Origin of the sequence: Shewanella avicenniae, assembly GCF_017354945.1 — a bacterium.
In the GTDB taxonomy this organism is placed as follows: Bacteria; Pseudomonadota; Gammaproteobacteria; order Enterobacterales; family Shewanellaceae; genus Shewanella; species Shewanella avicenniae.
In genome coordinates this window covers 3,838,705-3,864,097 of the sequence record NZ_CP071503.1, presented here as the reverse complement: position 1 = coordinate 3,864,097, position 25,393 = coordinate 3,838,705, and the positions used below count along the sequence as shown (strand labels likewise).

Genomic DNA, 25,393 nt, shown 5'->3' with positions numbered 1-25,393 from the left:
CGCCCTGAATAACACTTTACAATCCGGCTTCGGCCGGATTTTTTTTGGGCCGAAAATTGATAACCCTTGCTGTCACTGATAGGTGAAATTTTGATCTGTGATATTGGCTAGATTGTCACTGTTAAAGACTTGTTAAGACCGTCAATTTCAGGCAGTTTTGGCGTAGGGAGTTTAGGCGCTAAAAGGATAAAAGCATGAGAAGAATAGGCTTAGCAATACTGCTGTATTGGCTCGCTTTTCATTGCCTTGCGCTAGAAACCTGTTTTGCCGACCGTCTCACCTTTGACGAACCCCACATTCCCGGGATCAGCTCCCATGCTCAGCTCCTCGGTGTCAGCATGGACACCAAAGGCCGCCTCTGGCTTGGCACCGAAAATGGCATTGTGCTCTACGATGGTTACCGCACTTCCAACTTACGTTATCAGCCAGGGAGTAAAGAGGGACTAGCCTTTCCTATTACGAGTCGCGTCTACGAATCGGATGACTATTTCTTTATTTCACACGATAGTTTAACTAAATCGCTTATAGATAAGACCAGTGGCAAGATAACTCACGCTATAAATCCAGTTGATCCTGATAAAAAAGATTTCCCAGCATTCCGAACAGTTTTGCCTAACGGTGAAACGTTTAAAATGATTGATAAACTGCCTGTTACACTCGGGAATGAATTACACAAATTTGATTATAAAGATGATTATTGGGGGATTAGTCGGAATGGACAGTTAGAACGTGACCCGATGTTGTTAAAACTGTTCCTCATCCATGCGTGGGATAAGCGAATCTCACGTGCCCTTAAATTCAATAATCAATACGTTGCAATAAGTAGTTTCAATCCTCGCTTACCCCTTAAGCCTGGGGGAAATTTTTATCGATTCAATCCCGATGACTTTAAACTTGAGCAAGTTATGGGACTTTCTCAATTTGCTATTTTAGATATCGAGATTAAAGATGCAGTACTTTATGCGTTAGCTACTGATTATTCCGAAACTTTTTTGCTTGAACTTAATTCACAATTTGCTATCACCAAGCGGACGCGTGTCTCAAATAAAGTATCGCGTGGAAGTTTCCATTTCGGCCCAAGCGATTCGCTGTGGTTATACCTAAATAGTGGGCGTTTTGTTCAAATCTGCAATGGTGAACTGCTGGATGTATTGACTAACGGCTTATCCCAACCCAATGGTCCTGCCGTGCATGCGACCTCTTGGGATGTCTACAATCGATTATGGCTAGTTAGGCCTCAAGGTGGTCTGCTTCAAGGACGCCTATTGCCTCCTTATCTTAGGCTATTTGATAAAAGAAATAGCGAATTACCCACAGATGAAACACGTTCGACACTTCAGTTAGATGAGCAACGCCTAGTCGTAGCAACTCAAGATCAAGGAATCTATATCCTCGATTCAGATAGTGGTCAGTTAATCGAGGATATTACACCTGAGAAGGGACAAACGGCTTGGCGCAGTCTTTATATCGATTCGAAGCAATATCTCTGGGCATCAGGTTATTACGGGTTATGGCGACGTAGCCCCGATGGCGACTGGCAACAATTGGATCAAAAGCAGTCTTTCGGGTTGTATGCCGATGGAGACCATATTTGGCAATTGGGCTATCGATTTCTTAATTATTGGTCACTTGCTAATGAACAACCCATTTTAGAAAGGAACTTGATTCAGAAACAAGCAGTTAGAGCAGCTGCAAATATTAATGGGAGATGGTTGTTTGGCCTGCATGCTGAAGTCGGAGCGGCTGCTATCAAGTTCATCGATCCAAACACTGGAACTGAAACCTTCATCCACGACAATCAACCCATCAACCGCTATCCCTTTGTATTAAAGACCTACAAAGAAGGCTTTTTGCTGGGCAGTTGGGGTGGTGGTTTACAGTATTTCTCTACTGAGGGTGAGCTAATCTGGCAAATTGCGGAGCAGCAGGGATTACCCTCCAATATCATTTACGGCATCGAGCAGGATGAACAGCAGCGGCTGTGGTTAAGCACAGATAAAGGGCTGGCTGTGGTACGTTTGTGCGACAAGGGTGTCGGGCAGCAGGCTTGTATCGCCTCGCTGAATATTATCGATGAAGATGATGGCTTGCCCTGCAGTGAATTTGATTCTGAAGCGACCTATAAAGCGGCCAATGGCGATCTCTATTTTGGTGGCCTGTGCGGTGTGGTCAAAGTGACGCCATCGGCATATCAGCCCGAACAAACTGCGGTAACACCGTTCATTGCCAATATTCGTCATGCTGATAAACCCTTGCCTAATAGCTCGGTGTTTAATGTGCCCTATCTGGAACACTTGCCCGAACTTGGCAACGGCAACGATGTGCAATTGAGCTTTGCTGCCGCGCCACTCGGCAGCATGGTGGGCATGCGCTATCGGCTTAATCAGAGCGAGTGGCAACATCTCGCGCCGCCGTTTGATATCTATTTAAACCATTTGCCGTTTGGTGCCACGGAGTTGGAGTATCAAGCTACCAATCAGCATGGTGAACCACTCAGTGATATACATACAGTTAGCTTGTCGGTGTTCACGCCTTGGTATGCTACCCGCACCGCGCGATTTGGGTATGTTGTACTGGCGATTATGGCGCTGGTGCTGTTGATCCATTATCGGCAACGGACGCTCATCCGCCGCAATGAATCACTGAACAAGCTGGTGATGCAAAAGACACGGCAATTAGCTGATGCCAACGTGGAGCTGCACGATGCCTTAGCTGAGCAGCAACGGATGCTGGAATACCTCAGTCATGAGTTGCGTACACCACTCAGCTTGATGCTGCTGCCCATCTACCAGATTAAACAACAAGTGACGGGCAAGTTGGCGCAGCTTAGCGATGAAGCGGAGCGGGCAGGACAACGACTCAATCAATTTATCGACCAATTACTGCAAATCGGTGCGCATTCCCGTGGTGATAGCCCCAGCAGTTATGTGCCTGTGTTCGATACCTTGCAGTCTATCGTCAGTACGTACCGACGCTTGGCGGAAGATAAGCAACAGCAGCTCACTCTAGCTGGTGATGATTACAATCGTCATGGTTTTTGGCAGAAGCAAAGCTTTGAGCTGATTGTGTCTAACTTGCTGTCAAATGCGATCAAGTACAGCCCAATCGGTGCCAAGATTGATGTGGCGTTAGTCTATGAGGAGCAGACTGCCAAGCTGACGGTGATGAACCACGGCACGACGATTAGCGCTGCCGCCAGTAGCAAGATTTTTGAACGACGTTTTCGCGATAATTCAGAACAAGTTGGCTCTGGGTTAGGGCTGCATATCGTTAAAGACCTCTGTCAACAGCTTGGTGGTGAGATTGTGCTGAATATAGAGCCAGATGCCGTGAGCTTTACCGCCAGCCTGCCTATAACAGTCACAGAAGCGGTGGCAGAACCGCTGGCTATTGCGGTTGAACATCAACAGCCAGCGCTGCTGTTATTGGTCGAAGATGACGCTGAATTACGGCGCCAGTTGGCAGCGATACTGCGCAGTGAATTTGAGGTGGCGACGGCGGTTGACGGGTGTGATGCATTAAGTTGGTTACAGCAGAATATGCCAGATCTGATTATCAGTGATGTGCAGATGCCGCGTTTAAACGGGATTGATCTGACTAAACAGCTCAAGAGCGATGCTCGATTTGCGCATATTCCGATGTTGCTGCTCTCCGCATGGGCAGATGAAAGTAACAAAATGGCAGGGATGATGGCAGAAGCAAACGACTATATGGTGAAACCGATTGCGCCGCCGTTATTGCTCAGCAAATGCCGCAACTTGCTCAATACCATGCGCCATTGTGCCGATTTTGCCCGTGCGCAGCTGCAGCAGGAACAAACTGAAGACGAGGATAGCTTAAACGTAGCGCTGCAATCTAAATCGGATGGGGTGTTGCAACAGGTACTGACGCTGATTGACGACGGCATTGCCAAAGGTAACTCCGATATGCTCTCCGTTGAATACCTGGCTAATGCGGTGCATCTGAGTAGTCGTCAGTTAAACCGTTATTGTGTGCATCGTTATCAAAGTTCTCTCAGCCAAATCATCACCTTAAGGCGGATGCGGCATGCGAAACAGTTACTCGAAACGAGCAGTTTGCCTATCTCATTGATTGCCGATCGCTGCGGCTACGCCACTGCGTCGCACTTCAATAAGGTATTCAAAGAACATTATCAACAAACCCCATCGGCATTTCGGCAAAGAATGGGGCAAAAGTCCTCAGCTTAACTGGCTTTGCACTCCGACGGGGTATAGCCGAACTGCTTCTTAAACGCTTGAGTAAAGTAGCTTGGGCTGCTAAATCCACAGGCTTCGGCGGTGTGAATAATGGGTACCCCTTGTTCGAGCAAATGTCTGGATTTATTAAGCTTATAGCGATTAATCAGGGTTTTCGCTGGCGCGCCTAAGCTGTCACCGAGTTTGCGGTTGAGTGTGCGCTCAGACATACAAAAATCGGCAGCAAAATCGGTGGCTGAAACCCCCATCTTGCAGCCATTTTGTTCCAGCCACTTTTCCGCCCGCAGCGCAAACGGATCTTGCAAACGGGTTAGTACGGCTTGCTGTTCGGTAACCACATCATTTAAACGTTCAATTTCCAGTTGTTTTAGCGACAGTCGCTGGCCGTATTGCTGCTCTAACTCGGTGATCAAGTTTTGGGTGCGTTGTTGATAGTACTGATGTGCATCCACCACCGGTTGATGGTAGCGGCGCAAACACTGACTTGAACTGAGGTATTGGGTGAATAGTCTTGGGCACATCAGGTTACCGAGCAACATGGCGAGCCGTTGTTTCAGGCTCATTGGCTTCCAAGAAAATCCCAGCATGGTTGAGCCGGGTTGGGTATCAGTCGCAAAGTGTTCTTCTAGCAACTCCACTTTTACTTCCTGATAGCCCAAATATTCGAGTACGCCGCGATAACAGCCAATATTGTAGGTGGTGACATGGAGTGAATGCTGCAGTCCGGGATGATATTGCAGTTGCCCCATCACACCAGTTTTGGACACGGAGTAAATCTCTACACTTTTGGTGCGGTTGTAGAGCGCATTGACCTTTTGCGCTTGTTTAAAAATCTTTTCAACGCCTAGCAGATGAATTAGCCCCAAAATGGTTTGTTGGCGCTGTTGTAATGACATCTGCACCGTGTGGTAGCCCATCTGTTCCAAATCGACCCCAAGCGCCGCCGCATTGGCAAAAATGCGCAAGTTGATCTCGTTGCAATACCAATAGTCGGGTGAGCAGAAAAAGTTAAGGTCGAGCGGTTTACCTTGATAGCAACGGTACAGCTGTGAGTCGGGATTTTGCAAAATACCGTCAAACAACTTCAGTGCACTTTCTTCGCCGAGCAGTTGTTTGATGTATTCAAAGTTACTCAGGCTGTTGCGCGTCGAAATATGTTGCAGCTGTGGATTGGCTAAATCCAACGGGCTGTTGAGAGGCTTTTTAGGTGATTCGGACTTAGTCGGTACCTGTAATCCTGTGCCACGGAGACGTGAAAGTTGTTCTGTCATGGTTTCCTTACCCCCACAGCAAGCAGCATTGACCCAAAGCTCCGACACCTATCGTTACCAACAGCAACGCGAATATAGGCGCCCAATGGGTTTGTTGGATCACCTTACTGCCAGCGCGCCATACCACATGGGTCAGCAGTAATTGCATGATCAACAGCAAGCTGGAGAAGGTTAATTTAGTCTCAAATGAGTCAAGGTGTGATATTGCTGCGATGTGGTACAACAGATAGCTCACCAACAAACTGATGGTGAAATAGATGGTCAGAATAAATAACCAATCAAACAATGATTGATTATCTTTGAATTGCAATTCATCAACCTGCCATAGCTCTGCTTCAGCGGGTTCTGTGCTTGCCGTTGCAGCGAGCGTAACCTCTGAACCAGGGGCAGTTGCGCTGACTAGGTGGGTTGGCATTGACGATGCGGCAGTGTCGTGAGCCATGCTCGCAGCGCTAAAGTCTGCAGCGGACTTGTTAGCAAACTCCAACATCAGTATCTCCTTGGCGATTCACCTTTGATGATAATCGGACAGGGCAACATCCTGAGTAAAACTAGTAGCGCGAGCCATCTCGCTCGTGTCACCACCTAAGATGTTGCTGTCTATGGAGATAAACTAAAGAGCCTATGCTTTGGCGTGAAGTATCAAATCGGACAACCTGTATTGAAAATCGGACAATGTGGCGTTTTTTGATAAGTATGTCTTAATTACGTTAGTCATTGTCCGATATTGAGTAGTGCGTTGTAAGTGACTACTTACTATTGCGCTTTTTCCGCGGCAATTTGATGCGCTGGGCGGGCGGCCGTTTTTTGGAGATAAGCGGCGATATGGGGTAAAGCCGTGATATCGGTAGTTGATACGGCAAAGCGTAGTGCCAATTCCATCTGAAAATCAGCACCACTGAGGGTATCCCCGGCAAACCATGAATGGGTTTCAAGCCAAGTGTTAATCAGGGCTAACTGCGGTAGCAAACGTGGGGTGATAAAGGCGCTGTCGATGCTATCAACCAGCTTACGTGCAATCGGTTTGGCGAAAAATGGCATCGGCCGTTGCTTAACTTTCCCCAGCACTAAGCGCATCACTAACAATGGCATCAACGAACCTTCAGCAAAGTGCATCCAGTAGCGATAATCCAACAGCGCTTGTCCAGCTTTTGGTCTGAACTTGCCTTCGAGGTCGTAGTTATCTAGCAGATATTCAATAATCGCAGCGGACTCGGCCACGGTGATGTTGCCATCGGTGATCACTGGGGATTTGCCGAGCGGATGAATGCGGGTTAACGCGGCGGGTGCGCCATAGGTTGTTGGATCGCGACGGTAAGTCACTACCTCATATTCCAGCCCTAGCTCTTCTAATAGCCAGATTATGCGAAACGATCGTGACTGCTCTAAATGGTGCACTTGAATCATAAGCTTCCTCGGTAAATCAACGTGGGGCATTAAAGTGACGTGCTAACAGCGAGGTCAACACATGGTCCTGCCATTCCCCATTAATACATAAATACTCTTTTGCGAGCCCTTCTTTTTCAAAGCCGAGCCTTGCCAGTAGCGCGCCAGAACGCAGGTTGTGAGGCATATAGTTCGCCATCACTCTGTGCAGTGATAAACGCTGAAACCCAAAGGCCAATGCGGTTTGACATAAGTTTGGCATTAAACCGCGACCTTGGTAGTCGGCGTCGATGCCATAGCCCATGTAGCACGCCTGAAACGGCCCTTGTACCACATTGCTTAACGCACAATGGGCAATAATTTTCTCCGCGTCTGCTAGTGCAAACCAATACTCAGTACGTGGTTCAGTATAGAGATGGTTCAATCTTTGTTGCCAATTGGCCACACTGTGGAAATTTACTGGGCGCAGTGGATCCCAGCGTTGAAAATGCGACTGGTTTCGAGTGAAGTAATCTGACAGTTTGGCGGCATCAGTTTTGTATACAGGGCGAGCGTGCATCACAAATAGCTTCCGTTTTGGCGTTGCAATAACGGCAACAACGACTCTGGTAATAAAAGCAGATTAAGCCTGTTTGCGGCCTGAGTCGAGTTGTGCTGAAAAGACGTTGGGTTTTGCCAGTAATTACTAAGTTTTAACAATGTAACATAATGAATTAAAAGGATAATAACATTTTCATTTGTGGCTATTGTGTTGGCGCTAAAACAGGTTATTATCTAGGCGTTTATTCCAGCCTCAGAGCGTAGTTCCTGCGCTGTCGTTTGCTTAATTTCCCTGATTTTCCATAGTGTTATTGGAGTTGTAATGCGTCAAAAACAACTTGAGTTTGTCTACATGCGCGGCGTTGCCATTATGTTGATTGTGGCCGGACACAGCATCTACAACTCTGAAGAGGGGTTTCCTGCATTTTTAGAGAATCTCATTCGCGGTGGTACCGCCTTGTTTGTGTTTATTTCGGGCTATTTTTTTCATCGGGTGTTTTATAGCCGCTTTGAATTCCGCCGTTTTATGAGCAACAAAATAGACAATGTGTTATGGCCATTTTTGCTAGTATCGGCGGTGGGGTTGCTGGCCTTAGTGCCACATTGGTTGTGGGTCGAGCACCACAGTGTGCAGCAACTGCCATTGGATGTGTGGTACACAGTGCGTAACGGCTATGTGCTTTATCCGCACTGGTATATCCCGTTTATTTTGCTGATCTTTGTGTTATCGCCGTTGTTTCTTGCCTATATCAGATTAACGGCGAGTGCCCGCTGGTTCTGGCTGCTCATTGTTTCAGTGCTGGCGTTGATCGTACAGCGGCCCATTGGCAACGTGAACGTGTTGCAGTCGGCACTCTATTTCTCACCGTTTTATTTACTTGGGATCTGTTATTCGCAAGATGACACAGTGCTGGCACGCTATAAACAGCAGATCGGCTGGTTGTCTTGGGGGCTGTTGCTACTGACATTGGTGATGCAAACCTATGTTGAGGGACATCTAGGTAACTACCATAAAAATTTTTGGGAGTTTAATAACGGCTTTGATTGGCAATTTTTACAGAAAGTTGCGCTATGCGTATTGGTGCTCCAAGGCTGTGAATGGTTGGCGCAACAAGGCGAACAGCTGTGGTTAACTCGCTTAGCTGATATGAGTTTTGCCATCTTCTTTCTACATCCGCTGTTTTCGCTTGCGATTGGCGATGTGTCGTATTTCATTCACTTTAAGTTAGCCCCAGGATCGGCATTGACCTCAATACTGTATTCAACGCTGATATTTGGAATTCAACTGGGTGGCAGTGTACTAGTGGCATTGTGGATAAAACATAAGCTGGGTGAGCGTAGCCGCAGTATTATCGGCTGGTGATTAACAACGGGAGTGACGGTTGCGTGCCAGTCTCCTCCCGCAGATTTCATTAGAGGTTAGCGTTGGTCAAAGGTAAAGGATTGTCCTGCTAACGCCGCTTCAAACATTAAACCGCCTTTGGCTGCGGTAAATACAGCCATGCCGTTGATATAAGCTGCTCTGGCCGTTTGACTGCCACCGTGCTGTCCAGCTGCTGCGGAGTTGCCCGTTGTTCCCGCCTGTGCGTTGGCGCCCAAATTTATCGCCACTGCTGAAGCTTGTGCACCAAACTCAAAGCTGCCGCTGGTGAAGTCGTTATAGGCTTTAGCATCTTTGAAGAAGATGATCTCACTGTAGGCCTGACCACCGAGCTGGAAGCCAATGGATAGCTGGGTCAAGGTGGAATTGCCGGTATACACGCCACCGCGATAGACTCGGCCTTTTCCGTAGGCGGCGCCAATGCCGATACCGCCTTTACCGACGGTAGGGAATACTGCATAGCCATAAGCAGTATCAAAAAAATGATGGGTTTCAGTGGCTTTTTGGAATTCAGCCAAGGTTGCACCATAGCTATCGTCTGCTACAGCGCTAGTCGCCATTAATACGCTGGCGACCATTGTCACTAAGGCAATGCTGAACTTCTTTAATAATGTCATGTGCACCTCCATTGTTGTTGCTCATCTTGAGTGCCGACGTGATTAGCTTACCGTGAGCGATGTAAATTCCTAGTCATTAGCACTGAAAAAGCCGCGATTCGGCGCGATTTTGCCCAGACTGTCAGGGCTGATTCAGTTTATGGCCGTGATTTTGAGGGATCTCAAGCCACAATTTGCGAGCGGATAAGGTTCGCCTTTGCGCCTTACTCAACCGCTATTTGCTGTTGTTCTGTTGTTGTCTCAGGTAACGATTGGCCATATTTGCGGGTGGTTTTTCAGGAAATGGTTGGCGCTCTTTACAAAGATGCCGTAACGCCAAGATTGGGTGGCGCAGCAGCATGCGAGGGCCGCTGTAGCGCATAATCGCTTGCACTTGCGCTTTGGGTTCAGCTTTATAGCAGTGGATAGGGCAGTGCCGACAGGCGGGCTTTAGTTGCCCATATGGGCAGCGATCGAGCCGAGTTTCGGCATACGCCAACAATTCAGCGCATGCCTGACACAAGCCATTTTGCCCTTGGTGATGCGCACGACAGTAGATCTGCATCATTACTTCAATAGTGCGCAGTTCAACGGCAAGTTGGTCAGTTAACAGGGACATATTACGGCCTAAATTAGCGTGTGCTGTTAGGCTCAGTGTAGCGAATGGCCGCAGAAGCGCATCGGGATTGCAGCGCTTTTTAGAAGATGCGCACAAAATAATACTTTTATGCGCAATCAGGATAAAGGTATGGATGCGAATCAAAGATGCATCACTTTATCGGCGGCGAGTGTCCACTGAGTTAAGTCGCCAAGGGTGCCAATTTCAGCACCTTCAATCAGCATCGCTTGGGTAACGCCGCGCGCTTCAACGCAGGTTTTACACAGTTTAACGGGCACTTGTTGCGCTAATAGAATGTCGAGCATCTGCGCGAGGTTATAGCTTAAATCAGGTGTTTTCTGGCCTTTCACTGCACTGAATACCGCATCAGACATCAGAAATAGTTTGAGTTCAACCGGCTCCTCGGCCAACTCTTTTAAGGCAATCGCAATACGCAATGCATTGAACATTTTTTCTGAGCCATAGGGGCTGGCATGTGCCACCATCAATATTTTTTGCATCTTCACTCGTCCTTTAAGTGCATAAAGGTTTGAGTGTATCAGTAAGCTGAAATCTAAAAAGTGTGACAGTCGATGGTTTATTACTGCGACTTTTGCTGAATTTGCCGGATTAACACCTTGATTCAGCAAAGATATTGCTCTAAAAAAGAGCAATAAATAGACGCATTAAATTATTGAGCCAATCGAAGGAATCACTTCATGATCCCCTATATTTTGCTGGTGCTGTTGGTTGTCGTGGGCATCTTCCTGTTTTTCCGCACTAAAAAAGCGGCGGAACAAGAAAAGCCAAATTTTTACCAATCCGCTCCAACCCCCGCTAAGAAAGCTGAAACCGCACTTGATGACGCGCAGTTTAGCGCGCAGGCTGAGCTGCCAGAGCCAGAGCCAGAGCCAGAGCCAGAGCCAGAGCCAGAGCCAGAGCCAGAGCCAGAGCCAGAGCCAGAGCCAGAGCCAGAGCCAGAGCCAGAGCCAGAGCCAGAGCCAGAGCCAGAGCCAGAGCCAGAGCCAGAGCCAGAGCCAGAGCCAGAGCCAGAGCCAGAGCCAGAGCCCAAAGCCAGTGTTGCACAGCATCCGGCACTTGATGTCAGTTGGGGTAATGCTGCATTACAAAAGGCGGTAGAACGTTGGCACACTGCGACTACTCCCATAGCACAACATGATGGCTTATTGGCTGTGATAGCTGAGTGCTACAAGCAACGCAAGAACGCGCCCTATTTGCAACTTGGCGCGCAATTGGCGAGTCAGTATCAAGCCGCATTTGCGAGTTACCGTGAACAGCAACTGGAACGCGATCCGAAAGCTGAGCTCAAAGGCGTAGGTTTTATGCAGCTGTCTACCTTGTGTGCCGATAATGGCGATTTTGCCCAAGGGATTAGTTTGTGCCAAAGCGCAATGGCGTTTGGCTTGCAGGATGGTACTGTTAGCGGTTTTGCGGGGCGCATTGAGCGTATTGAAAAGGCGCGCGATAAAGCCAACGGCTAACAATATCGATATACTTAAAAAAGGTGGCCCTACGTGTTGTTTACAGTAGGCCACCTTTTGTTTTTTCGAGCCGCTCACTTTTGTTTGTCGAAGGGGCACTTTTTTGTTCTCAGGAGTCAATATGCGCTTTTGGACATTCGCAACTGTCGCGATTACATGCTTGTGCGCTGTGGCCTGTACGCCAGCACCAAGCTGGACGCTGTTTTACTATCAAGGCCAACAGACCTTGCCGGCGACTGGGCAATATCAGGCAATAAGCGGTTATTACCAATCGCTGGAGCAGTGTCAGCAAAAGGCTAAGGGGATGGAATACCTCAGTGGCACGTCCACTGTTTATCAGTGTGGTTTTCAATGCAAGCTTGGTGAGCATGATGTGGTAGAGTGTGATCAATGGCACACTTTTACGCCTGAGCAATAATGAAGTTAAAACAGGATTTTTTCGAACAACTCACTGGCTACTACCAACAGGTGATGCCCACACCATTGCCCGCGCCACACTGGCTATTATGGAGCGACGAGGCAGCAAAGCTGGTTGGTATCGACCAGCCCAATGACCATTGGCTGCAAGTATTCTCTGGCAATCAGCGTCTGCCGCAAGCGCAATACTACGCCCAAGTCTACAGTGGCCATCAGTTCGGCGGCTATTCTCCGCGACTGGGGGATGGTCGCTCCATCATTCTGGGAGAAGCCGTTGGCGCGCAAGGCAGTTGGGATGTCGCGCTTAAAGGTGCAGGCCCGACCCCGTTTTCGCGTCATGGCGATGGCCGTGCCGTGACCCGCTCTGCGGTGCGTGAGTTTTTGATCTCCGAAGCCTTGGCCGCATTAAATATTCCCACGACCCGTGCGTTAGCTGTGATTGGTTCTGACTTGCCAGTGTGGCGCGAGACCTTAGAAAAAGGCGCAATTACTGTGCGCCTCGCCAGAAGCCATATTCGCTTTGGTCACTTTGAATATTTTTATTACGGCGATGAACATCGCAGCGAGAAAGTACAGCGCTTAGCTGATTTTGTGATTCAGCAGCATTTCCCACAATTTAGCTGCGATAACGCCGGTTATAAGGCATGGTTTGCTGAAGTGGTCGCCAGCACTGCGCGTTTGATTGCCAAATGGCAGGTGTTTGGCTTTGCTCATGGGGTGATGAACACGGACAATATGTCGATTCTCGGCGACAGTTTTGACTTCGGGCCATTCTCCTTTTTAGATACCTATCAAGAAGACTTCATCTGTAACCATTCCGATCCTGAAGGCCGCTATGCGTTTAGTCAGCAGCCGGGAATTGGTTTGTGGAATTTACAGTGTTTAGCACAAGCACTGACACCGATCATTAGCTCTGACGATCTGCTGGCGGCACTGCGCCAGTATCAACCGACCTTAGTGCAGCATTATCTGCAATTGATGGGCGCTCGCTTGGGCTTTGCTGTGCCCGCTGAGCAAACGGAAGCGGAGCAGCAGCAAGATCTGCAACTTATTGGTGAGTTTACCCAATTGCTGGAACAGCAAAAATTGGATTACACCAATACGCTGCGCCAGTTTGCCCATGTCTCCCCTGATGGGAATAGCGCGGCGTTGCGTGATGAATTTGTTGATGTGGTCAAGTTTGATGGCTGGTGGCAACAGTATCAGCAGCGAGTAAGCAAGGTGAGTGAGTTGGATGCTTGGCAGCAGGCACGCCGTTTAGCCAACCCCAAATACATTTTGCGTAACTATCAAGCGCAGCAAGCCACTGAACAAGCATTAGCAGGGGATCTGAGCGGCCTGCAAACCTTGCATCAGTTATTAAAAAACCCTTTTGACGAACAACCTGCGCTGGCTCATTATGCCGATCGACCGCCACAATGGGGCGAAGGGTTAATTATGTCGTGTAGCAGTTAATGGATGAAAGCATGAACAGTTCTGCTTTGGCGGTGATTAACGATGTGACGCTGGATCGCCACAACGTCAGTTTGTCGATGTCAGCGGATATCGATTTTGATGCATTTGATTCGCTGGCAGGCGCTTTAGTGCAGGCGCTTGACTTGCGGGTACTTGAGAAATCTTGGGGCGCTGATCGTCATCAGTGGTTGGTGGAATTTGAAGGCACCCGCTTATGGCTCAATTTCGAACTTTATAGTCGTTGCTGTTGGTTGAATAGCGATAACGTTGCGGATGTTGAGGTGTTGGAATATCTGCAATCCTTGCTGAGTAGTCAATTATGAACAACTCTGCATTCCACTTTGCTGGGTTAACCCCAGATCTGATCCTCAGTGCGATTGAATCGTTAGCCGTCTACCCAGAAACCGGCTTAACTGCGCTCAACAGTTATGAAAATAGGGTGTATCAATTTCGTTGTGATCGCGGTAACCGCTATGTTGTGAAGTTCTATCGTCCCGAGCGTTGGAGCCGTGAGCAGCTGCTAGAGGAACATCAATTTGCGCTTGAGTTGCAGCAGCAAGAATTCCCAATTGCAGCGCCGGTATGCATCGATGGAGCCACGTTGCATGAATATCAGGGCTATCTGTTTACCCTGTTCCCGTCGATTGGTGGCCGCACTTTTGAGGTGGATAATCTCGAGCAACTGTTTGAAGTTGGACAGTTTATTGGACGGATGCATCAATATGCGCGCAATAGCCGTTTTCAACACCGCCGTAGCCTCAACCCAACGACTTTCGGCAGCGATTCGATCGCAGTATTGCAGCAAACAAACATTATCCCCGCCGCTTGGCACGACAAACTCCTCTGCTGTGCCACGGAACTGCAGCGGGCGATTGCAACTCGTTGGCAGCAATTGACGCCATCGAACATGCGCTTACATGGCGATCTGCATATCGGCAATATTTTGTGGACGCCAGCTGGCCCAGGTTTTGTGGATCTGGATGATGCCTGCAATGGCCCAGCGATTCAGGATTTGTGGATGATGCTGTCAGGCTCACGCGAGCAGCAGCAAGCGCAGTTGGCTGAACTGGTAGAGGGCTATCAAGAGTTCTGCGATTTTCATCCAGCAGAGCTTAAGCTGGTGGAATTACTGCGCGGTTTGCGGATGTTGCATTATAACGCTTGGTTATGTCGTCGCTGGGATGATCCGGCCTTTCCTCGGCATTTCCCTTGGGTGGCAGAGAATCAGTATTGGCAGCAACAATGCCAGAGTTTTACGGAGCAACTTGCCATGCTTGAGCAGCCACCACTGAGTTTAATTCCCTATTAAGTCAGCAAAAGGATACTGATTTAATGGAACTTGGCGGTTGCATTAGGCTCTAATTGAACGTTATTTTATGGCCCAATGTGACAAACAAAATGTGTTTTTAAAGGAAATCTAATGAGAAAACTTTGGATGTTGGCAGCCCTGTTGTTGTTGCCATTGGCTGCAAATGCCTCGGAATTTAGAGAAGGTGTGAATTACACGGTAATTAGCAGTGCTCCCGCAAGTGTGAAGCAAAACGCGACCGAGTTTTTCTCATACTACTGTCCACATTGCTTTGTATTTTCAAAAAAATATATTCCTCAGTTGAAGGCAAACCTGCCAGCAGGCATGGAGTTTAAGCAAAACCACGTTGAGTTTATTGGCCGCGAAATGGGCAAAGTAATGAGCCGTGCGTTTGCTATCTCGGAAGCGTTAGGCGTAACAGAGAAACTGGAACCGTTGATTTTTGCTGAGATCCACGATAAACATCGCCGTTTTCAATCCATGGAAGAAGTGAAACAGTTCTACGTGGAGAATGGTGTTGATGCGAAGAAATTTGAGGCCACTGCAGGCTCGTTCGTGGTGAATAGCATGGTTGATTCTATGCGTCGTGCCACTGAAAACTCAGGTATTCAAGGCGTACCAGCTATCATCATCAATGATAAGTATCTGATTAAAAATGAGTCATTGAAATCATTTGAAGAAATGATCGAGTTGGTTGGCTTTCTTAACAAATTGCCGTAATCCGGCGGTTTGAGAGAGAAAAAGAGCGATTTCCTTATCGCTCTTTTTTTTGAGCAAAAAAAACCGTACTTCCTGATGGTCGTACGGATTTAGAGCCAACGGCTCAGTTTTTACCCTGAGTAACGCCGTTAATCTAACACCGCGTCAAAAAATTGGCAATATAAAATATTTCTTTGTGAATTAGTCGGTTAGTCTATTCCTCTAGGCCACCAATAAAAATCTGTTCACCGGTAGGAAACTAACCTCAGCTATACTTTGTCAAACTGTTCGAATTCATTGCGTTTCGGAGGGTTCAAATGCGCGTCTTTCCGGTGTATGCCCCTAAATTAATCGCTAAACATGCGAGAATTTTTATAAAAGGAGCAATATGGGTCAAAGATTTAGGGAGATTAGAGTTTGAAAAAGGGCGATTTCTATTGCCCGGAAGAGCTAGCCAGCCTCAGGTGAAGTCAGCCGTTCAAGAGCTAAACCGAATGCTGGATGCACAAGCTAAACAGCAACTTTCCTAAGCCGTTTTTATCGCTCGCTGTAAAATGTTGTGCACTATTTAGGCGTGGTTTTGTGGTCCGCGCCTCGATTATCCCCCTGTCCCACGGTTCTGCATTATTATCCCAATAAATTTCTCGCATTGGTTTCACGGCTTAACTCAGTCGCGTTCGCTATTGCTGTTGCGGTGAGGTTTGCGCTTAAGGGTTTTCTTTTTGTAGTGAACAAGCGATCATAATGCTCAGACAAGTGAGCATTGGAAATCTGTCATGAGTAGCCATACCGTCACCAGCCTTAAACTTAAACGAAAATCGCGTTTGCTAGAAATTACCTTTGAAGATGGGAAAACCCATCAATTGAGCTGCGAGTTTTTGCGGGTCAACTCGCCGTCGGCTGAAGTTCAAGGCCATGGTAACCCGAAATTGGTCACCCATAAAAAGAACGTCAACATCAATGCGATTGAGCCCGTGGGGAACTACGCGGTGAAATTGGTGTTTGATGATGGCCACGACAGCGGTCTGTTTTCGTGGGATCTGCTGTATAACTATTGCGAACATCAGCAAGAACTGTGGACCCAATATCTGGCACGGTTGCGAGCCGAAAAAGGTTCCCGCGAACCGCTGATTTCGATGAATATCAGCTATAACTAATCCAAGTTAGTTTAGCGCGCGGGCGAACGCTTAATCGCTTCGCCCAGTGCGTAGTTATCGCGTTTGGATGTCCAACTATCAGGCAACACCACTTTTTGCCACAGCGCTTGGCACAATGCTTGTGGGTCACGCCAATCTTTCGCCAAAATCCAGCGTACCAACATATCGCCAACATCGGGATAGTGGATCGGTTGTGGATTACTGCGCTTCAGCCAGCGCTTTAGCGCTTCACTATCGAGGTAGTGCATATGGTCGGCGGCTGCCAATAACTCTAACGCGGCCACATTTGACAGCTGTTCAAATTGTCCCATTAAGGGTTTAACCAATAGCTTTTTGCCCAGCGTCATCGCTTCACTGGCCAGTTCAAAGCCAGCATTGCCAATCACACCACTACAACGTCCCATCGCGCGTTTAAAGCCATCACGATTAAAACCATGCCAATGAATATGCGCTGGCAATTTATGCGGCACAGGCGCAGCATGATAGACATGAAATTGATACTGGCTGAACGGTGTGAGCAGTTGGGCGATGGCTTTAGGGGATTCAAATGGCAGATACACTAAAATCTCATCGGCATGCAGTTTTTCCTGATTATCAACCTCCACAAACGGCGGCAAAATTGGATAACCAAAGTGGTGCCAATGGCAACCGAGAGCAAGGTCTGCTGGGGCGAAATTTTCGAGTAGCCAATCGTTAAACCAGCTGTTGCCCACTTTGGGTACTGGATAACGCAGGGCAGCTTGGTGGCTAATGCTGATACATTTGACGCCTTGGCGCTTTGCAGCCCAAGCTGATATTGGCTCGAAATCGTTAAGCACCAAATCATAATCACTTAGATCGAGCTGGCGAATATCTTTCCACAAGCCAATAAGTGAGTTCTCTTTGACCGTTGCGGCGATATTGACTCGGCCATTACGGGTAACAAATGACAGCCCCGGCAGCGTCCGAAAGTCACCAAAGGTGGCCATATCAAAGTATTTATCGGCAGCGCGGCCACTAAACAGATAATCGACCTCAACATGATGTTCGGCTAACGCTTTGGCCATCACGCGCGCGCGACTGAGATGGCCATTTCCAGTCCCTTGGACGCCATAAAGAATTCGCATTACTTATCCTTGTAAACAATAAGCGGCATAGTAAGTGGCACTGCTTCCTAGCAGCATGCCAGCGAGAATATCGGTTGGGTAGTGCACGCCTAACATCACTCGCGAGCTGCCTACCAATAACGCCCAGAGCAGCACGGGAATGGTGAATAGCGGGTAAACCATTATAACCCCTGTCGCGAACACAAAGGCTGCGGCGGTGTGGCCTGACGGTAAGCTGAAGCGATCAGAAGGTTCAAAATGGGTGACCACCCCCGCAGGCAAGCAGTGGCAGGGGCGCGTGCGGCGAATGGTGTTTTTCAGCAGTAAGTAAAGTGGCAATTCCACTAAGAATGCGGCGAGCATCAGGTTGAAGAAGTGTTGGCCATCGTCGCGCAGCAATAGCAGAACTACCGACACATAGAGATACAGCGGGCCATTGCCTGAGGCCGATAATGTTAACGCCAGCGGTTGCAGCCGATATTTACGGCCTAAATAGAGCAGTTGGCAGAATCCGCGGCGATCCCAATCTGCGAGTTGTAAAAGCATAGTGGGCACTCCTTCTCGTCATATGGCGGATAGATTAAAAGTTCGCCATGACGCAAGGGTGACACTAGCTCTACATTTTTGTTACATCGAGCTCACTATCATTACGGAATTTGACCCGATATAACCGCAGCAGATGGAACAGATTTATTACGCCGACTAAGCCATTCATGACCGCAACTGGCCATGCGCTAATGGCGGCACCGTATAGTACAAACAACAGACAACCACCCAAATTTAACCAGCGAAGCCAGATGATATTTTTCATCATCAAGGAGATGGCGACCATAATTGATGCGCTGTAGCCAACCAGCTCAACGCTATTTAACGCTTCCATAACCGCAAATGCCTTGGATAAATACCACAAAAAAAGAGAAAGGATGTAGCAAGGGGCATATACTAGCAGAAAGCCGTGAGATTCAGCAGGGCTAACCAGGCGCGAATGGGGTGATTTCTGCGATAACACGGTGGAGAAATTTGGCTAAAGTGTATGCGGCGCGGTAGCTTACGTGAGCAATGGCGCTTTCCTTTTAAAGAATCCCTTATATACTTGATGACCAAGTTGTGCAGAACCTTGTCAAACAAGGCCGGACTGAAAAAACAGGAGTATGATGATGGAATACAACACTTCAGAGCTGTGCGATATGTACCTGGATGTTGTGGATGTAGTAGAACCAATGTTCAGTAACTATGGTGGCTGCAGTTCCTTTGGTGGTGCGATTTGTACCATTAAATGTTTTGAAGATAACGGTCTCATCCTCGATGTGTTGCAGGAGGATGGTGAGGGCAAGGTGCTGCTGGTTGATGGTGGCGGCTCATTACGTCGCGCTTTGATTGACGCGTCGGTGGCTGAACTCGCCGTGAAGAACAACTGGGAAGGCATTGTGGTGTACGGTAGCGTGCGAGAAGTGGATGCCTTGGAAGATGCTGACATCGGTATTCAAGCCTTAGCCTCGATTCCTGTTGGAGCCGATGCCAATGCAATCGGTGAAGTGGATATCCCGGTTAACTTCGGTGGCGTGACCTTTATCCCCGGTGATCATATCTACGCCGACAATACCGGTATTATCCTGTCGCCAGAACCGCTAGATATTGAATAACATTCAGATTTAGTCCAAGAAGCCGGCATTGTGTCGGCTTTTTTGTTATTGCTGTGTAACGCGAGGTTTCAGGGTGAACCGCTGTGGCGGGTTTATCGTATGATTACCATCAAGCGCTATTCAGCGCGCCCAGATTATGGTCTAATGCTCGACCTGATCGGCGGCGATATCCCGAATTTTTACGGCATGATCACAGCCTTAAGTAAAAGGGATTTGGCACAGGCGTGCCAACGCATACACTTTCACGCAATTATAGTTGTTCATAGGAATTCACGAATGTCTGAAGACTCATCCACAAGTACCCATTTTGGTTATAAAACGGTCGATGCTGATAAAAAAGCGGATATGGTCGCAGGTGTGTTCCACTCAGTTGCCACGCGCTACGACATCATGAACGATGTATTGTCGTTTGGTATCCATCGACTCTGGAAACGCTTCACCATTGAATGCGCTGGCGCTCGCCCAGGCATGAAGGTGTTAGATTTGGCCGGTGGTACTGGCGATTTAACGGCTAAGTTCTCACGCATTGTGGGTGACACTGGCGAAGTGGTGTTGGCCGATATCAACGATTCCATGTTGAAAGTTGGCCGTAGCAAATTGCGCGATAAAGGCATCGTTAACAACGTCAACTATGTTCAAGCTAACGCAGAAAATCTGCCGTTTCCTGATAACACCTTTGACATCATCACCATCGCTTTTGGTTTGCGTAACGTGACGAACAAAGATGCTGCATTGCATTCAATGCAGCGGGTATTGAAGCCAGGTGGCAAGCTGTTGGTATTGGAATTTTCTAAGCCAAAGCATGCGATCATGAATAAAGCCTACGATCTGTATAGCTTTAAGATGCTGCCAATGATCGGCAAAGTGATTGCGCATGATGCAGATAGCTATGAGTATCTGGCGGAATCAATCCGTATGCATCCAGATCAAGAAACGCTGAAAGGCATGATGGAACAAGCCGGTTTAGAGCAGGTTGACTACATCAACATGACCGATGGAATCGTGGCATTGCACCGTGGCTACAAGTTCTGAAATGCAATTTAGTCCAGCCCAGCAATGGCGCTTAGTGTGTTGTGGCGCCATTGAAACTGCGCTTGCTAAAGCGATTGCGTTATCCCACATCGATGCCAGCAAGCTCAAGCCTCTGTCTGGCAAAGTATTTTGTTTTGAGTTAAGACAGCTTTCGTGGCCACTCTACCTGCTGTTTAGTGAGCAAATCCAAGTGATGAGTCACTATCCGGCAACGGTCGATGTACGAGTTAAAGCTGATGCGACTCAACTGCTCAAACTGCATGAGGGTGAAAGCCTTACTGAACTGATTAAGCAAGACAAGTTAGCGATTGAGGGCGACTTAGCCCTGTTGCAGCAGTTTAGTCAGTTTTTGCAGCTAATAAATCCTGATGTGGTCGAGCCTTTGTCTCGTTATATTGGAGACGCCCCCGCCTATTGGCTCACCAGTCATACGGTACGCGCAGTGGACGAGTTAAAGTCGATTGGACTAAAAACTTGGTCACACCTTGGCCAATTGGCAACTGAAGAGTACCGCGTCGCACCCCATAAGCTTGAATTTATTCGTCATTGCGACAGAATTGATGATCTTGTGAGTGCGGTAGATCTGCTCGAACAGCGTATCGCCAAATTGAAGGACACCAATAGCGTATGAGTTTCGCCAGTAGCTTCAAGAGAGCCTATCAGGTTGTTGCCATTTTTCTCCATTATGGGCTCGACGAGCTGCTTCCTAAAAAACTCACTCCTTGGTATTTCCGCTTATGGCGCCGCAGTTTGTTTTGGCTTCGTAATCGCCACAAACAGCGTCCTAGTGGTGAGCGTCTTAAACTGGCAATGCAGGAGTTAGGGCCGGTTTATATTAAATTTGGTCAGATGCTCTCAACTCGACGCGATCTGTTAAGTGATGAGTGGGCTTATGAGCTCGCGATGCTGCAAGACAGAGTGCCGCCGTTTGACTCTCAATTAGCGCGGCAAGCCATTGAGGCCGAATTAAAGGCACCTATTGAATCAATTTTCGATGAGTTCGACGATAAGCCGTTGGCGTCAGCGTCGATCTCACAAGTGCATACTGCCAAGCTTAAATCCAATGGCAAAAAAGTAGTCTTGAAAGTGCTGCGTCCTAACGTTGAAAAACAGATCCTCGCGGATTTGCAATTGATGCAACAAACTTCAAGGTTGCTAGAAACGCTGTTAGGCTCAGGCAACCGTTTGCGCCCTGCTGAAGTGGTTGATGACTATCGCACCACCATCTTAGGTGAATTAAACCTTAAGCTCGAGGCGCTGAATACCATCAAGCTGCGCAATAATTTTCTCGATTCCAACGCGCTCTATGTGCCTTATGTGTATGAGGAATTGTGTTATCCGCGGCTAATGGTGATGGAACGTATTGAGGGAATTCCCGTCTCTGATATCGCCGCATTGAAAGCGCAAGGCACGAATCTCAAATTGCTGGCTGAAAAAGGCGTGCAGCTGTTTTTCACCCAAGTGTTTCGCGACAACTTTTTTCATGCCGACATGCATCCTGGCAATATTTTTGTCTCGCGAGAACATCCAGACGATCCGACCTATATTGGCCTCGATTGTGGCATTATGGGTACTCTTAGCGACACCGATACCCGTTATCTGGCAGAAAATTTCTTAGCGTTTTTTAATCGTGATTATCATCGGATTGCACAGTTGTATGTTGAGTCAGGTTGGGTTTCTCCCGATACCGACATGCAGGCCTTTGAGCAGGCGGTAAAAGTGGTGTGCGAGCCGATGTTCAACAAGCCGTTGAACCAAATCTCTTTTGGTCATGTGCTGTTAGAGCTATTCCGCACGGCACGTAGTTTCCACATCATAGTGCAGCCACAGTTAGTGTTGTTGGAAAAAACTTTACTCTACATTGAGGGCTTAGGGCGGCAGTTGTATCCACAACTCGATTTGTGGCAAACCGCTAAGCCGTTCCTCGAAGATTGGATGTCGCAGCAAGTGGGCCCGAAAGCGATGTTCAACAAAGCTAAAAAGCATCTGCCCTATTGGGGCGACAAACTGCCAGATCTGCCAGAGCTGATTTACGACAACTTGAAACTGGGACGTAACCTACTCGGTTCCCAACAGCAGTTGCTGGATAAATACCTCAGACATCAACAGCGCTCACATACTAGCAATTATCTGCTGATCACATCTGCAGTATTGGTGATCTGCGGCACGATAATATTTGCTCAGGACGGTACACTTTGGCTCGCTCCTGCCTGCATAATAGCTGGCGTTATTTTTTGGTTGTTAGGATGGCGATCTAGACCAAAAATCAGAAAATTTTAATTCGTTATTTACTAATCAAAGGTTCATAATAGAGCCGATCATTAAGTCGAGAGGAAACCTGCATGGGTGGTATCAGTATTTGGCAACTTCTTATCATCGCTTTAATCGTTGTGCTGCTATTCGGAACCAAGAAATTGCGTTCACTGGGTGGCGACCTCGGCGGTGCAGTTAAAGGCTTTAAGAAAGCCATGTCTGATGAAGAGCAAAAGTCTCTTGAAGACAAAGATTCTGTAGCGAAGAGCACCAGCGCTGAAGCAGAGAAAAAACCAGAGTCTAAGGAAAAAGAACAGGCGTAATCCACTATGTTCGACGGTATCGGTTTTTCCGAATTACTGTTGATCGGAATTCTGGGGCTGGTTGTTCTCGGCCCCGAACGTCTGCCGATCGCAGTCCGCACGGTTTCCGGTTGGATCCGCACTATGAAGCGGATGGCCAATTCGGTTAAAGATGAGCTAGAGCAAGAGCTGAAACTTGAAGAGCTGCAAGCCAATTTAAAAAAGGCTGAGCAAAAAGGGTTAGGCGATTTGTCTCCAGAATTGCAGGATTCTCTCGATCAGCTGAAAGAAGCAGCGCAGGCGGTCAATCGTCCATACGATATTGAATCATCGTCGCCATTTTCTAAAAATCCGCCGAAACTTGATAGCACTTCGTCGACACCTGAAAGTGCTCCTGCAAGTGACAGCAACCTTAGCGCTTCTGAAGCTGGTAAAGATAAATAAAGCGAGTAATACATGTCGCAACAGCTGCCGTTAATCAGCCATTTGCTGGAGCTGCGTAACCGCCTGCTCAGAGCTATCGCCAGCGTTTTGTTGGTGTTTGTTTGCCTCGTTTATTGGGCAAAAGATATCTATCACTACATGGCCGTACCATTGCTGCAGGCAATGCCAGAAAGCGGCACCATGATTGCCACCGATGTTGGCGCACCATTTTTCGCGCCCTTTAAGCTGACGATGGTGCTGTCACTCTTTATTGCCATCCCGCATGTGCTTTATCAAATCTGGGCGTTTGTTGCGCCCGGTTTGTACAAGCATGAAAAACGTTTGGTTTTCCCGCTGCTGATCAGTAGCACTTTGCTGTTTTATCTCGGCATTGTGTTTGCCTACTACGTGGTGTTTCCCGTGGTGTTTGGCTTCTTTGCTAACGTAGCGCCGGAAGGTGTGCAAGTTGCGACTGACATCAGCAGTTATCTCAACTTTATCTTGAAGCTGTTCTTTGCCTTCGGTTTGGCGTTTGAAATCCCGATTGCAGTGGTGTTGCTGTGTTGGGCTGGCGTCACAACCCCTGAAGATTTGAAAGAAAAGCGTCCTTACATTGTGGTCGGCGCGTTTGTTGTGGGCATGTTGCTGACACCGCCAGACGTACTGTCACAAACTATGCTTGCCGTACCAATGCTGTTACTCTTTGAGGGCGGTTTGTTAGCAGCCAAGCTTTACAAGCCGGCTGATGATGAGGATGATTCAGAGGAAGCAGAGCAGCCTTAGTCCATCATCTCACGTCATATTAAAATAACGACATTGTTGATAAAGGATGTTTGAGATGCGCTATTTTTTGATCGCCGTAGCGGCGGCAGGTGTGAGTTTTTCTACTTTAGCGTCTGTGGAACAGGCCGTACTTGACTGTGCCAAGGTCGAAAACGCGCAACAACGCTTAGCTTGTTATGACGATTTAAGTGTGTCTCTACAACAGCATGTTGAGAAATCACAGGCAGACGTAGCTCAATCGGACGTAGAGCCTGTGGTTTCTTCTACCTCCTCTAAAGAACCAACCGCAGCAGCGATAGACCGCTTTGGCGCTAAGCCTGTTGAGGTAATCAAATCGCCTGAAGAAATAAATTTGACCATCGCTTCAATCCGCGAATCAGTGCGCGGAGAGCTAATTATCACCTTCGAAAATGGTCAGGTGTGGAAGCAAGTCGAGCAGCGTCGTTATCGTTTAGAAGCGGGTGACAAAGTGACCATTAAAAAGGCTGCACTAGGCTCATTCTTGCTTCAGGCTGAGGGAAGAAATCGCTCTATCAGGGTGCAACGTCAACAGTGAATCAATACATTGATATCGCAGTCAATCTGGTTGGTAGCGCCCTAGAATCCAATGCCGAGCAGGTCATTGCGGATGCTGTCGCCGTAGGTGTTAGTCCGCTGATTCTGATTGGCAGTGAGTTAGATGAAAGTGCCCGTTGCATTGCAATCTGCCAACAATACCCAACACAACTCTATACCACGGCAGGGGTGCATCCTCATCACGCCAGCAGTTGGCAGTCCGATAGTGCCGACCGCTTGCGTGAGATGTGCCAGGGCAAAGTGGTGGTTGCTGTGGGCGAGTGTGGCCTCGATTTTAACCGCAATTATTCGACTCCAGCAGAGCAACGCCGAGCCTTTGCTGAACAGTTAGCGCTCGCGGTCGAGTTACAGCGCCCTGTGTTGATGCATGAGCGCGATGCCCACCTTGAGTTTATGGCGATTTTGTCAGAATTCCGTGCTGAGTTACCCGCCGCCTTATTGCACTGTTTTACCGGCGATATTGCTCAAGCTGAGGCGTACTTGGCATTAGACCTTCATTTGGGCGTTACTGGCTGGGTGTGCGATGAGCGTCGTGGTCAGGCGCTCGCGGAAGCCGTCACTGTCATCCCAGATGATCGATTGCTGCTGGAAACCGATAGCCCTTATCTGTTGCCGCGTAATCTTAAGCCCAAGCCTAAATCTAGCAAGAATGAACCTAAGTATCTCCCGCATATCGCCCACTATGTTGCGCATCTTCGTGGTCAGCCAGTAGATGTGCTTGCCGCGCATTGCTATGCCAATAGCCTGAAGTTTTTCGGATTGGAGTAA

At 48.1% G+C, this 25,393-nt stretch carries 29 protein-coding genes; 19 read left to right on the top strand and 10 right to left on the bottom strand.

Going from position 1 to position 25,393, the window contains the following annotated elements:
- The first annotated feature begins 194 nt into the window (after positions 1 to 194).
- Positions 195 to 4,208, top strand: coding sequence for a hybrid sensor histidine kinase/response regulator transcription factor (locus tag JYB87_RS17025; RefSeq protein WP_207354629.1), 4,014 nt, complete (start codon positions 195 to 197; stop codon positions 4,206 to 4,208).
- Here the strand turns inward: JYB87_RS17025 and JYB87_RS17020 are convergent.
- The 4 genes from JYB87_RS17020 to JYB87_RS17005 form a co-directional block, all read right to left on the bottom strand.
- On the bottom strand, positions 4,205 to 5,488 hold the full coding sequence (locus JYB87_RS17020) for a helix-turn-helix domain-containing protein (RefSeq protein WP_207354628.1): 1,284 nt from the start codon (positions 5,486 to 5,488) through the stop codon (positions 4,205 to 4,207). The two genes, JYB87_RS17025 and JYB87_RS17020, sit on opposite strands and share 4 nt — an antisense overlap.
- Positions 5,489 to 5,495: 7 nt before the next feature.
- The gene (locus JYB87_RS17015; protein WP_207354627.1) at positions 5,496 to 5,978 is read right to left on the bottom strand and encodes a hypothetical protein; all 483 of its coding nucleotides are present in this window, start codon (positions 5,976 to 5,978) and stop codon (positions 5,496 to 5,498) included.
- A gap of 266 nt (positions 5,979 to 6,244) precedes the next feature.
- The gene (locus JYB87_RS17010) at positions 6,245 to 6,895 is read right to left on the bottom strand and encodes a glutathione S-transferase (protein ID WP_207354626.1); all 651 of its coding nucleotides are present in this window, start codon (positions 6,893 to 6,895) and stop codon (positions 6,245 to 6,247) included.
- A 16-nt stretch (positions 6,896 to 6,911) separates the two neighbouring features.
- Positions 6,912 to 7,433, bottom strand: coding sequence for a GNAT family N-acetyltransferase (locus JYB87_RS17005; protein WP_228730024.1), 522 nt, complete (start codon positions 7,431 to 7,433; stop codon positions 6,912 to 6,914).
- A gap of 303 nt (positions 7,434 to 7,736) precedes the next feature.
- On the opposite strand from JYB87_RS17005, the gene JYB87_RS17000 reads away from it, so the two are divergent.
- Entirely contained in the window at positions 7,737 to 8,777 is a 1,041-nt protein-coding gene (locus JYB87_RS17000) for an acyltransferase family protein (RefSeq protein WP_207354624.1), read from the top strand.
- A 56-nt stretch (positions 8,778 to 8,833) separates the two neighbouring features.
- Here the strand turns inward: JYB87_RS17000 and JYB87_RS16995 are convergent, their stop codons facing one another.
- The 3 genes from JYB87_RS16995 to JYB87_RS16985 all read right to left on the bottom strand — a co-directional run bounded on the left by JYB87_RS16995 (position 8,834) and on the right by JYB87_RS16985 (position 10,510).
- On the bottom strand, positions 8,834 to 9,355 hold the full coding sequence (locus JYB87_RS16995; protein WP_407695853.1) for a YSC84-related protein: 522 nt from the start codon (positions 9,353 to 9,355) through the stop codon (positions 8,834 to 8,836).
- A gap of 271 nt (positions 9,356 to 9,626) precedes the next feature.
- The gene (locus JYB87_RS16990) at positions 9,627 to 10,010 is read right to left on the bottom strand and encodes a nitrous oxide-stimulated promoter family protein (RefSeq protein ID WP_207354622.1); all 384 of its coding nucleotides are present in this window, start codon (positions 10,008 to 10,010) and stop codon (positions 9,627 to 9,629) included.
- 140 nt (positions 10,011 to 10,150) lie between these two features.
- Positions 10,151 to 10,510, bottom strand: a complete 360-nt coding sequence (locus JYB87_RS16985) for a DsrE/DsrF/TusD sulfur relay family protein (RefSeq protein WP_207354621.1) — start codon at positions 10,508 to 10,510, stop codon at positions 10,151 to 10,153.
- Positions 10,511 to 10,708: 198 nt separating this feature from the next.
- Here JYB87_RS16985 and JYB87_RS16980 point away from each other — a divergent pair, with 198 nt between their 5' ends.
- The 8 genes from JYB87_RS16980 to JYB87_RS16945 all read left to right on the top strand — a co-directional run bounded on the left by JYB87_RS16980 (position 10,709) and on the right by JYB87_RS16945 (position 16,528).
- Positions 10,709 to 11,491, top strand: a complete 783-nt coding sequence (locus tag JYB87_RS16980; RefSeq protein WP_228729900.1) for a hypothetical protein — start codon at positions 10,709 to 10,711, stop codon at positions 11,489 to 11,491.
- A gap of 121 nt (positions 11,492 to 11,612) precedes the next feature.
- Positions 11,613 to 11,909, top strand: coding sequence for a hypothetical protein (locus JYB87_RS16975; protein WP_207354620.1), 297 nt, complete (start codon positions 11,613 to 11,615; stop codon positions 11,907 to 11,909).
- On the top strand, positions 11,909 to 13,363 hold the full coding sequence (locus JYB87_RS16970; RefSeq protein WP_207354619.1) for a protein adenylyltransferase SelO: 1,455 nt from the start codon (positions 11,909 to 11,911) through the stop codon (positions 13,361 to 13,363). Before JYB87_RS16975 ends, JYB87_RS16970 begins: the two co-directional genes overlap by 1 nt.
- Positions 13,364 to 13,374: 11 nt before the next feature.
- The gene (locus JYB87_RS16965; RefSeq protein WP_228729899.1) at positions 13,375 to 13,686 is read left to right on the top strand and encodes a DUF3630 family protein; all 312 of its coding nucleotides are present in this window, start codon (positions 13,375 to 13,377) and stop codon (positions 13,684 to 13,686) included.
- Complete coding sequence (locus JYB87_RS16960; RefSeq protein WP_207354617.1) at positions 13,683 to 14,672, top strand: serine/threonine protein kinase; 990 nt, start codon at positions 13,683 to 13,685, stop codon at positions 14,670 to 14,672. The genes JYB87_RS16965 and JYB87_RS16960 overlap by 4 nt, the downstream gene beginning before the upstream one ends.
- A gap of 111 nt (positions 14,673 to 14,783) precedes the next feature.
- Positions 14,784 to 15,392 (top strand): thiol:disulfide interchange protein DsbA/DsbL, encoded by a 609-nt coding sequence (locus JYB87_RS16955; protein ID WP_207354616.1) that lies wholly within the window; start codon positions 14,784 to 14,786, stop codon positions 15,390 to 15,392.
- Between the two features lie 296 nt (positions 15,393 to 15,688).
- Positions 15,689 to 15,901, top strand: a complete 213-nt coding sequence (locus tag JYB87_RS16950) for a DUF1107 domain-containing protein (protein WP_207354615.1) — start codon at positions 15,689 to 15,691, stop codon at positions 15,899 to 15,901.
- A 246-nt stretch (positions 15,902 to 16,147) separates the two neighbouring features.
- Positions 16,148 to 16,528, top strand: a complete 381-nt coding sequence (locus JYB87_RS16945; protein WP_207354614.1) for a gamma-butyrobetaine hydroxylase-like domain-containing protein — start codon at positions 16,148 to 16,150, stop codon at positions 16,526 to 16,528.
- Between the two features lie 11 nt (positions 16,529 to 16,539).
- On the opposite strand, the gene JYB87_RS16940 is transcribed toward JYB87_RS16945, so the two are convergent.
- The 3 genes from JYB87_RS16940 to JYB87_RS16930 all read right to left on the bottom strand — a co-directional run bounded on the left by JYB87_RS16940 (position 16,540) and on the right by JYB87_RS16930 (position 18,493).
- Positions 16,540 to 17,634, bottom strand: a complete 1,095-nt coding sequence (locus tag JYB87_RS16940) for an MJ1255/VC2487 family glycosyltransferase (protein ID WP_207354613.1) — start codon at positions 17,632 to 17,634, stop codon at positions 16,540 to 16,542.
- 3 nt (positions 17,635 to 17,637) lie between these two features.
- Positions 17,638 to 18,159, bottom strand: a complete 522-nt coding sequence (locus tag JYB87_RS16935; RefSeq protein ID WP_207354612.1) for a phosphatase PAP2 family protein — start codon at positions 18,157 to 18,159, stop codon at positions 17,638 to 17,640.
- A 70-nt stretch (positions 18,160 to 18,229) separates the two neighbouring features.
- Positions 18,230 to 18,493, bottom strand: coding sequence for a YgjV family protein (locus tag JYB87_RS16930; RefSeq protein ID WP_207354611.1), 264 nt, complete (start codon positions 18,491 to 18,493; stop codon positions 18,230 to 18,232).
- Between the two features lie 277 nt (positions 18,494 to 18,770).
- On the opposite strand from JYB87_RS16930, the gene rraA reads away from it, so the two are divergent.
- The 9 genes from rraA (at position 18,771) to JYB87_RS16885 (ending at position 25,393) form a co-directional block, all read left to right on the top strand.
- Positions 18,771 to 19,256, top strand: a complete 486-nt coding sequence (gene rraA / locus JYB87_RS16925) for a ribonuclease E activity regulator RraA (protein WP_207354610.1) — start codon at positions 18,771 to 18,773, stop codon at positions 19,254 to 19,256.
- Between the two features lie 276 nt (positions 19,257 to 19,532).
- Positions 19,533 to 20,288 carry a bifunctional demethylmenaquinone methyltransferase/2-methoxy-6-polyprenyl-1,4-benzoquinol methylase UbiE gene (gene ubiE / locus JYB87_RS16920; RefSeq protein WP_207354609.1) on the top strand — a complete coding sequence of 252 codons (756 nt, stop codon included), beginning with the start codon at positions 19,533 to 19,535 and terminating at the stop codon, positions 20,286 to 20,288.
- A 1-nt stretch (position 20,289) separates the two neighbouring features.
- Positions 20,290 to 20,919 (top strand): ubiquinone biosynthesis accessory factor UbiJ, encoded by a 630-nt coding sequence (locus JYB87_RS16915; RefSeq protein ID WP_207356755.1) that lies wholly within the window; start codon positions 20,290 to 20,292, stop codon positions 20,917 to 20,919.
- A complete protein-coding gene (gene ubiB, locus JYB87_RS16910) occupies positions 20,916 to 22,568 on the top strand; it encodes a ubiquinone biosynthesis regulatory protein kinase UbiB (RefSeq protein WP_207354608.1) in 1,653 nt (550 codons plus the stop codon). The genes JYB87_RS16915 and ubiB overlap by 4 nt, the downstream gene beginning before the upstream one ends.
- Positions 22,569 to 22,630: 62 nt before the next feature.
- Positions 22,631 to 22,864: a Sec-independent protein translocase subunit TatA gene (gene tatA, locus JYB87_RS16905; RefSeq protein WP_207354607.1), complete on the top strand. Its 234-nt coding sequence runs from the start codon at positions 22,631 to 22,633 to the stop codon at positions 22,862 to 22,864.
- Positions 22,865 to 22,870: 6 nt separating this feature from the next.
- Positions 22,871 to 23,287 (top strand): Sec-independent protein translocase protein TatB, encoded by a 417-nt coding sequence (gene tatB / locus JYB87_RS16900; RefSeq protein ID WP_207354606.1) that lies wholly within the window; start codon positions 22,871 to 22,873, stop codon positions 23,285 to 23,287.
- Positions 23,288 to 23,299: 12 nt separating this feature from the next.
- Complete coding sequence (gene tatC / locus JYB87_RS16895) at positions 23,300 to 24,049, top strand: twin-arginine translocase subunit TatC (protein ID WP_207354605.1); 750 nt, start codon at positions 23,300 to 23,302, stop codon at positions 24,047 to 24,049.
- A gap of 55 nt (positions 24,050 to 24,104) precedes the next feature.
- Positions 24,105 to 24,605: a hypothetical protein gene (locus JYB87_RS16890; RefSeq protein ID WP_207354604.1), complete on the top strand. Its 501-nt coding sequence runs from the start codon at positions 24,105 to 24,107 to the stop codon at positions 24,603 to 24,605.
- Complete coding sequence (locus JYB87_RS16885) at positions 24,602 to 25,393, top strand: TatD family hydrolase (RefSeq protein WP_207354603.1); 792 nt, start codon at positions 24,602 to 24,604, stop codon at positions 25,391 to 25,393. Before JYB87_RS16890 ends, JYB87_RS16885 begins: the two co-directional genes overlap by 4 nt.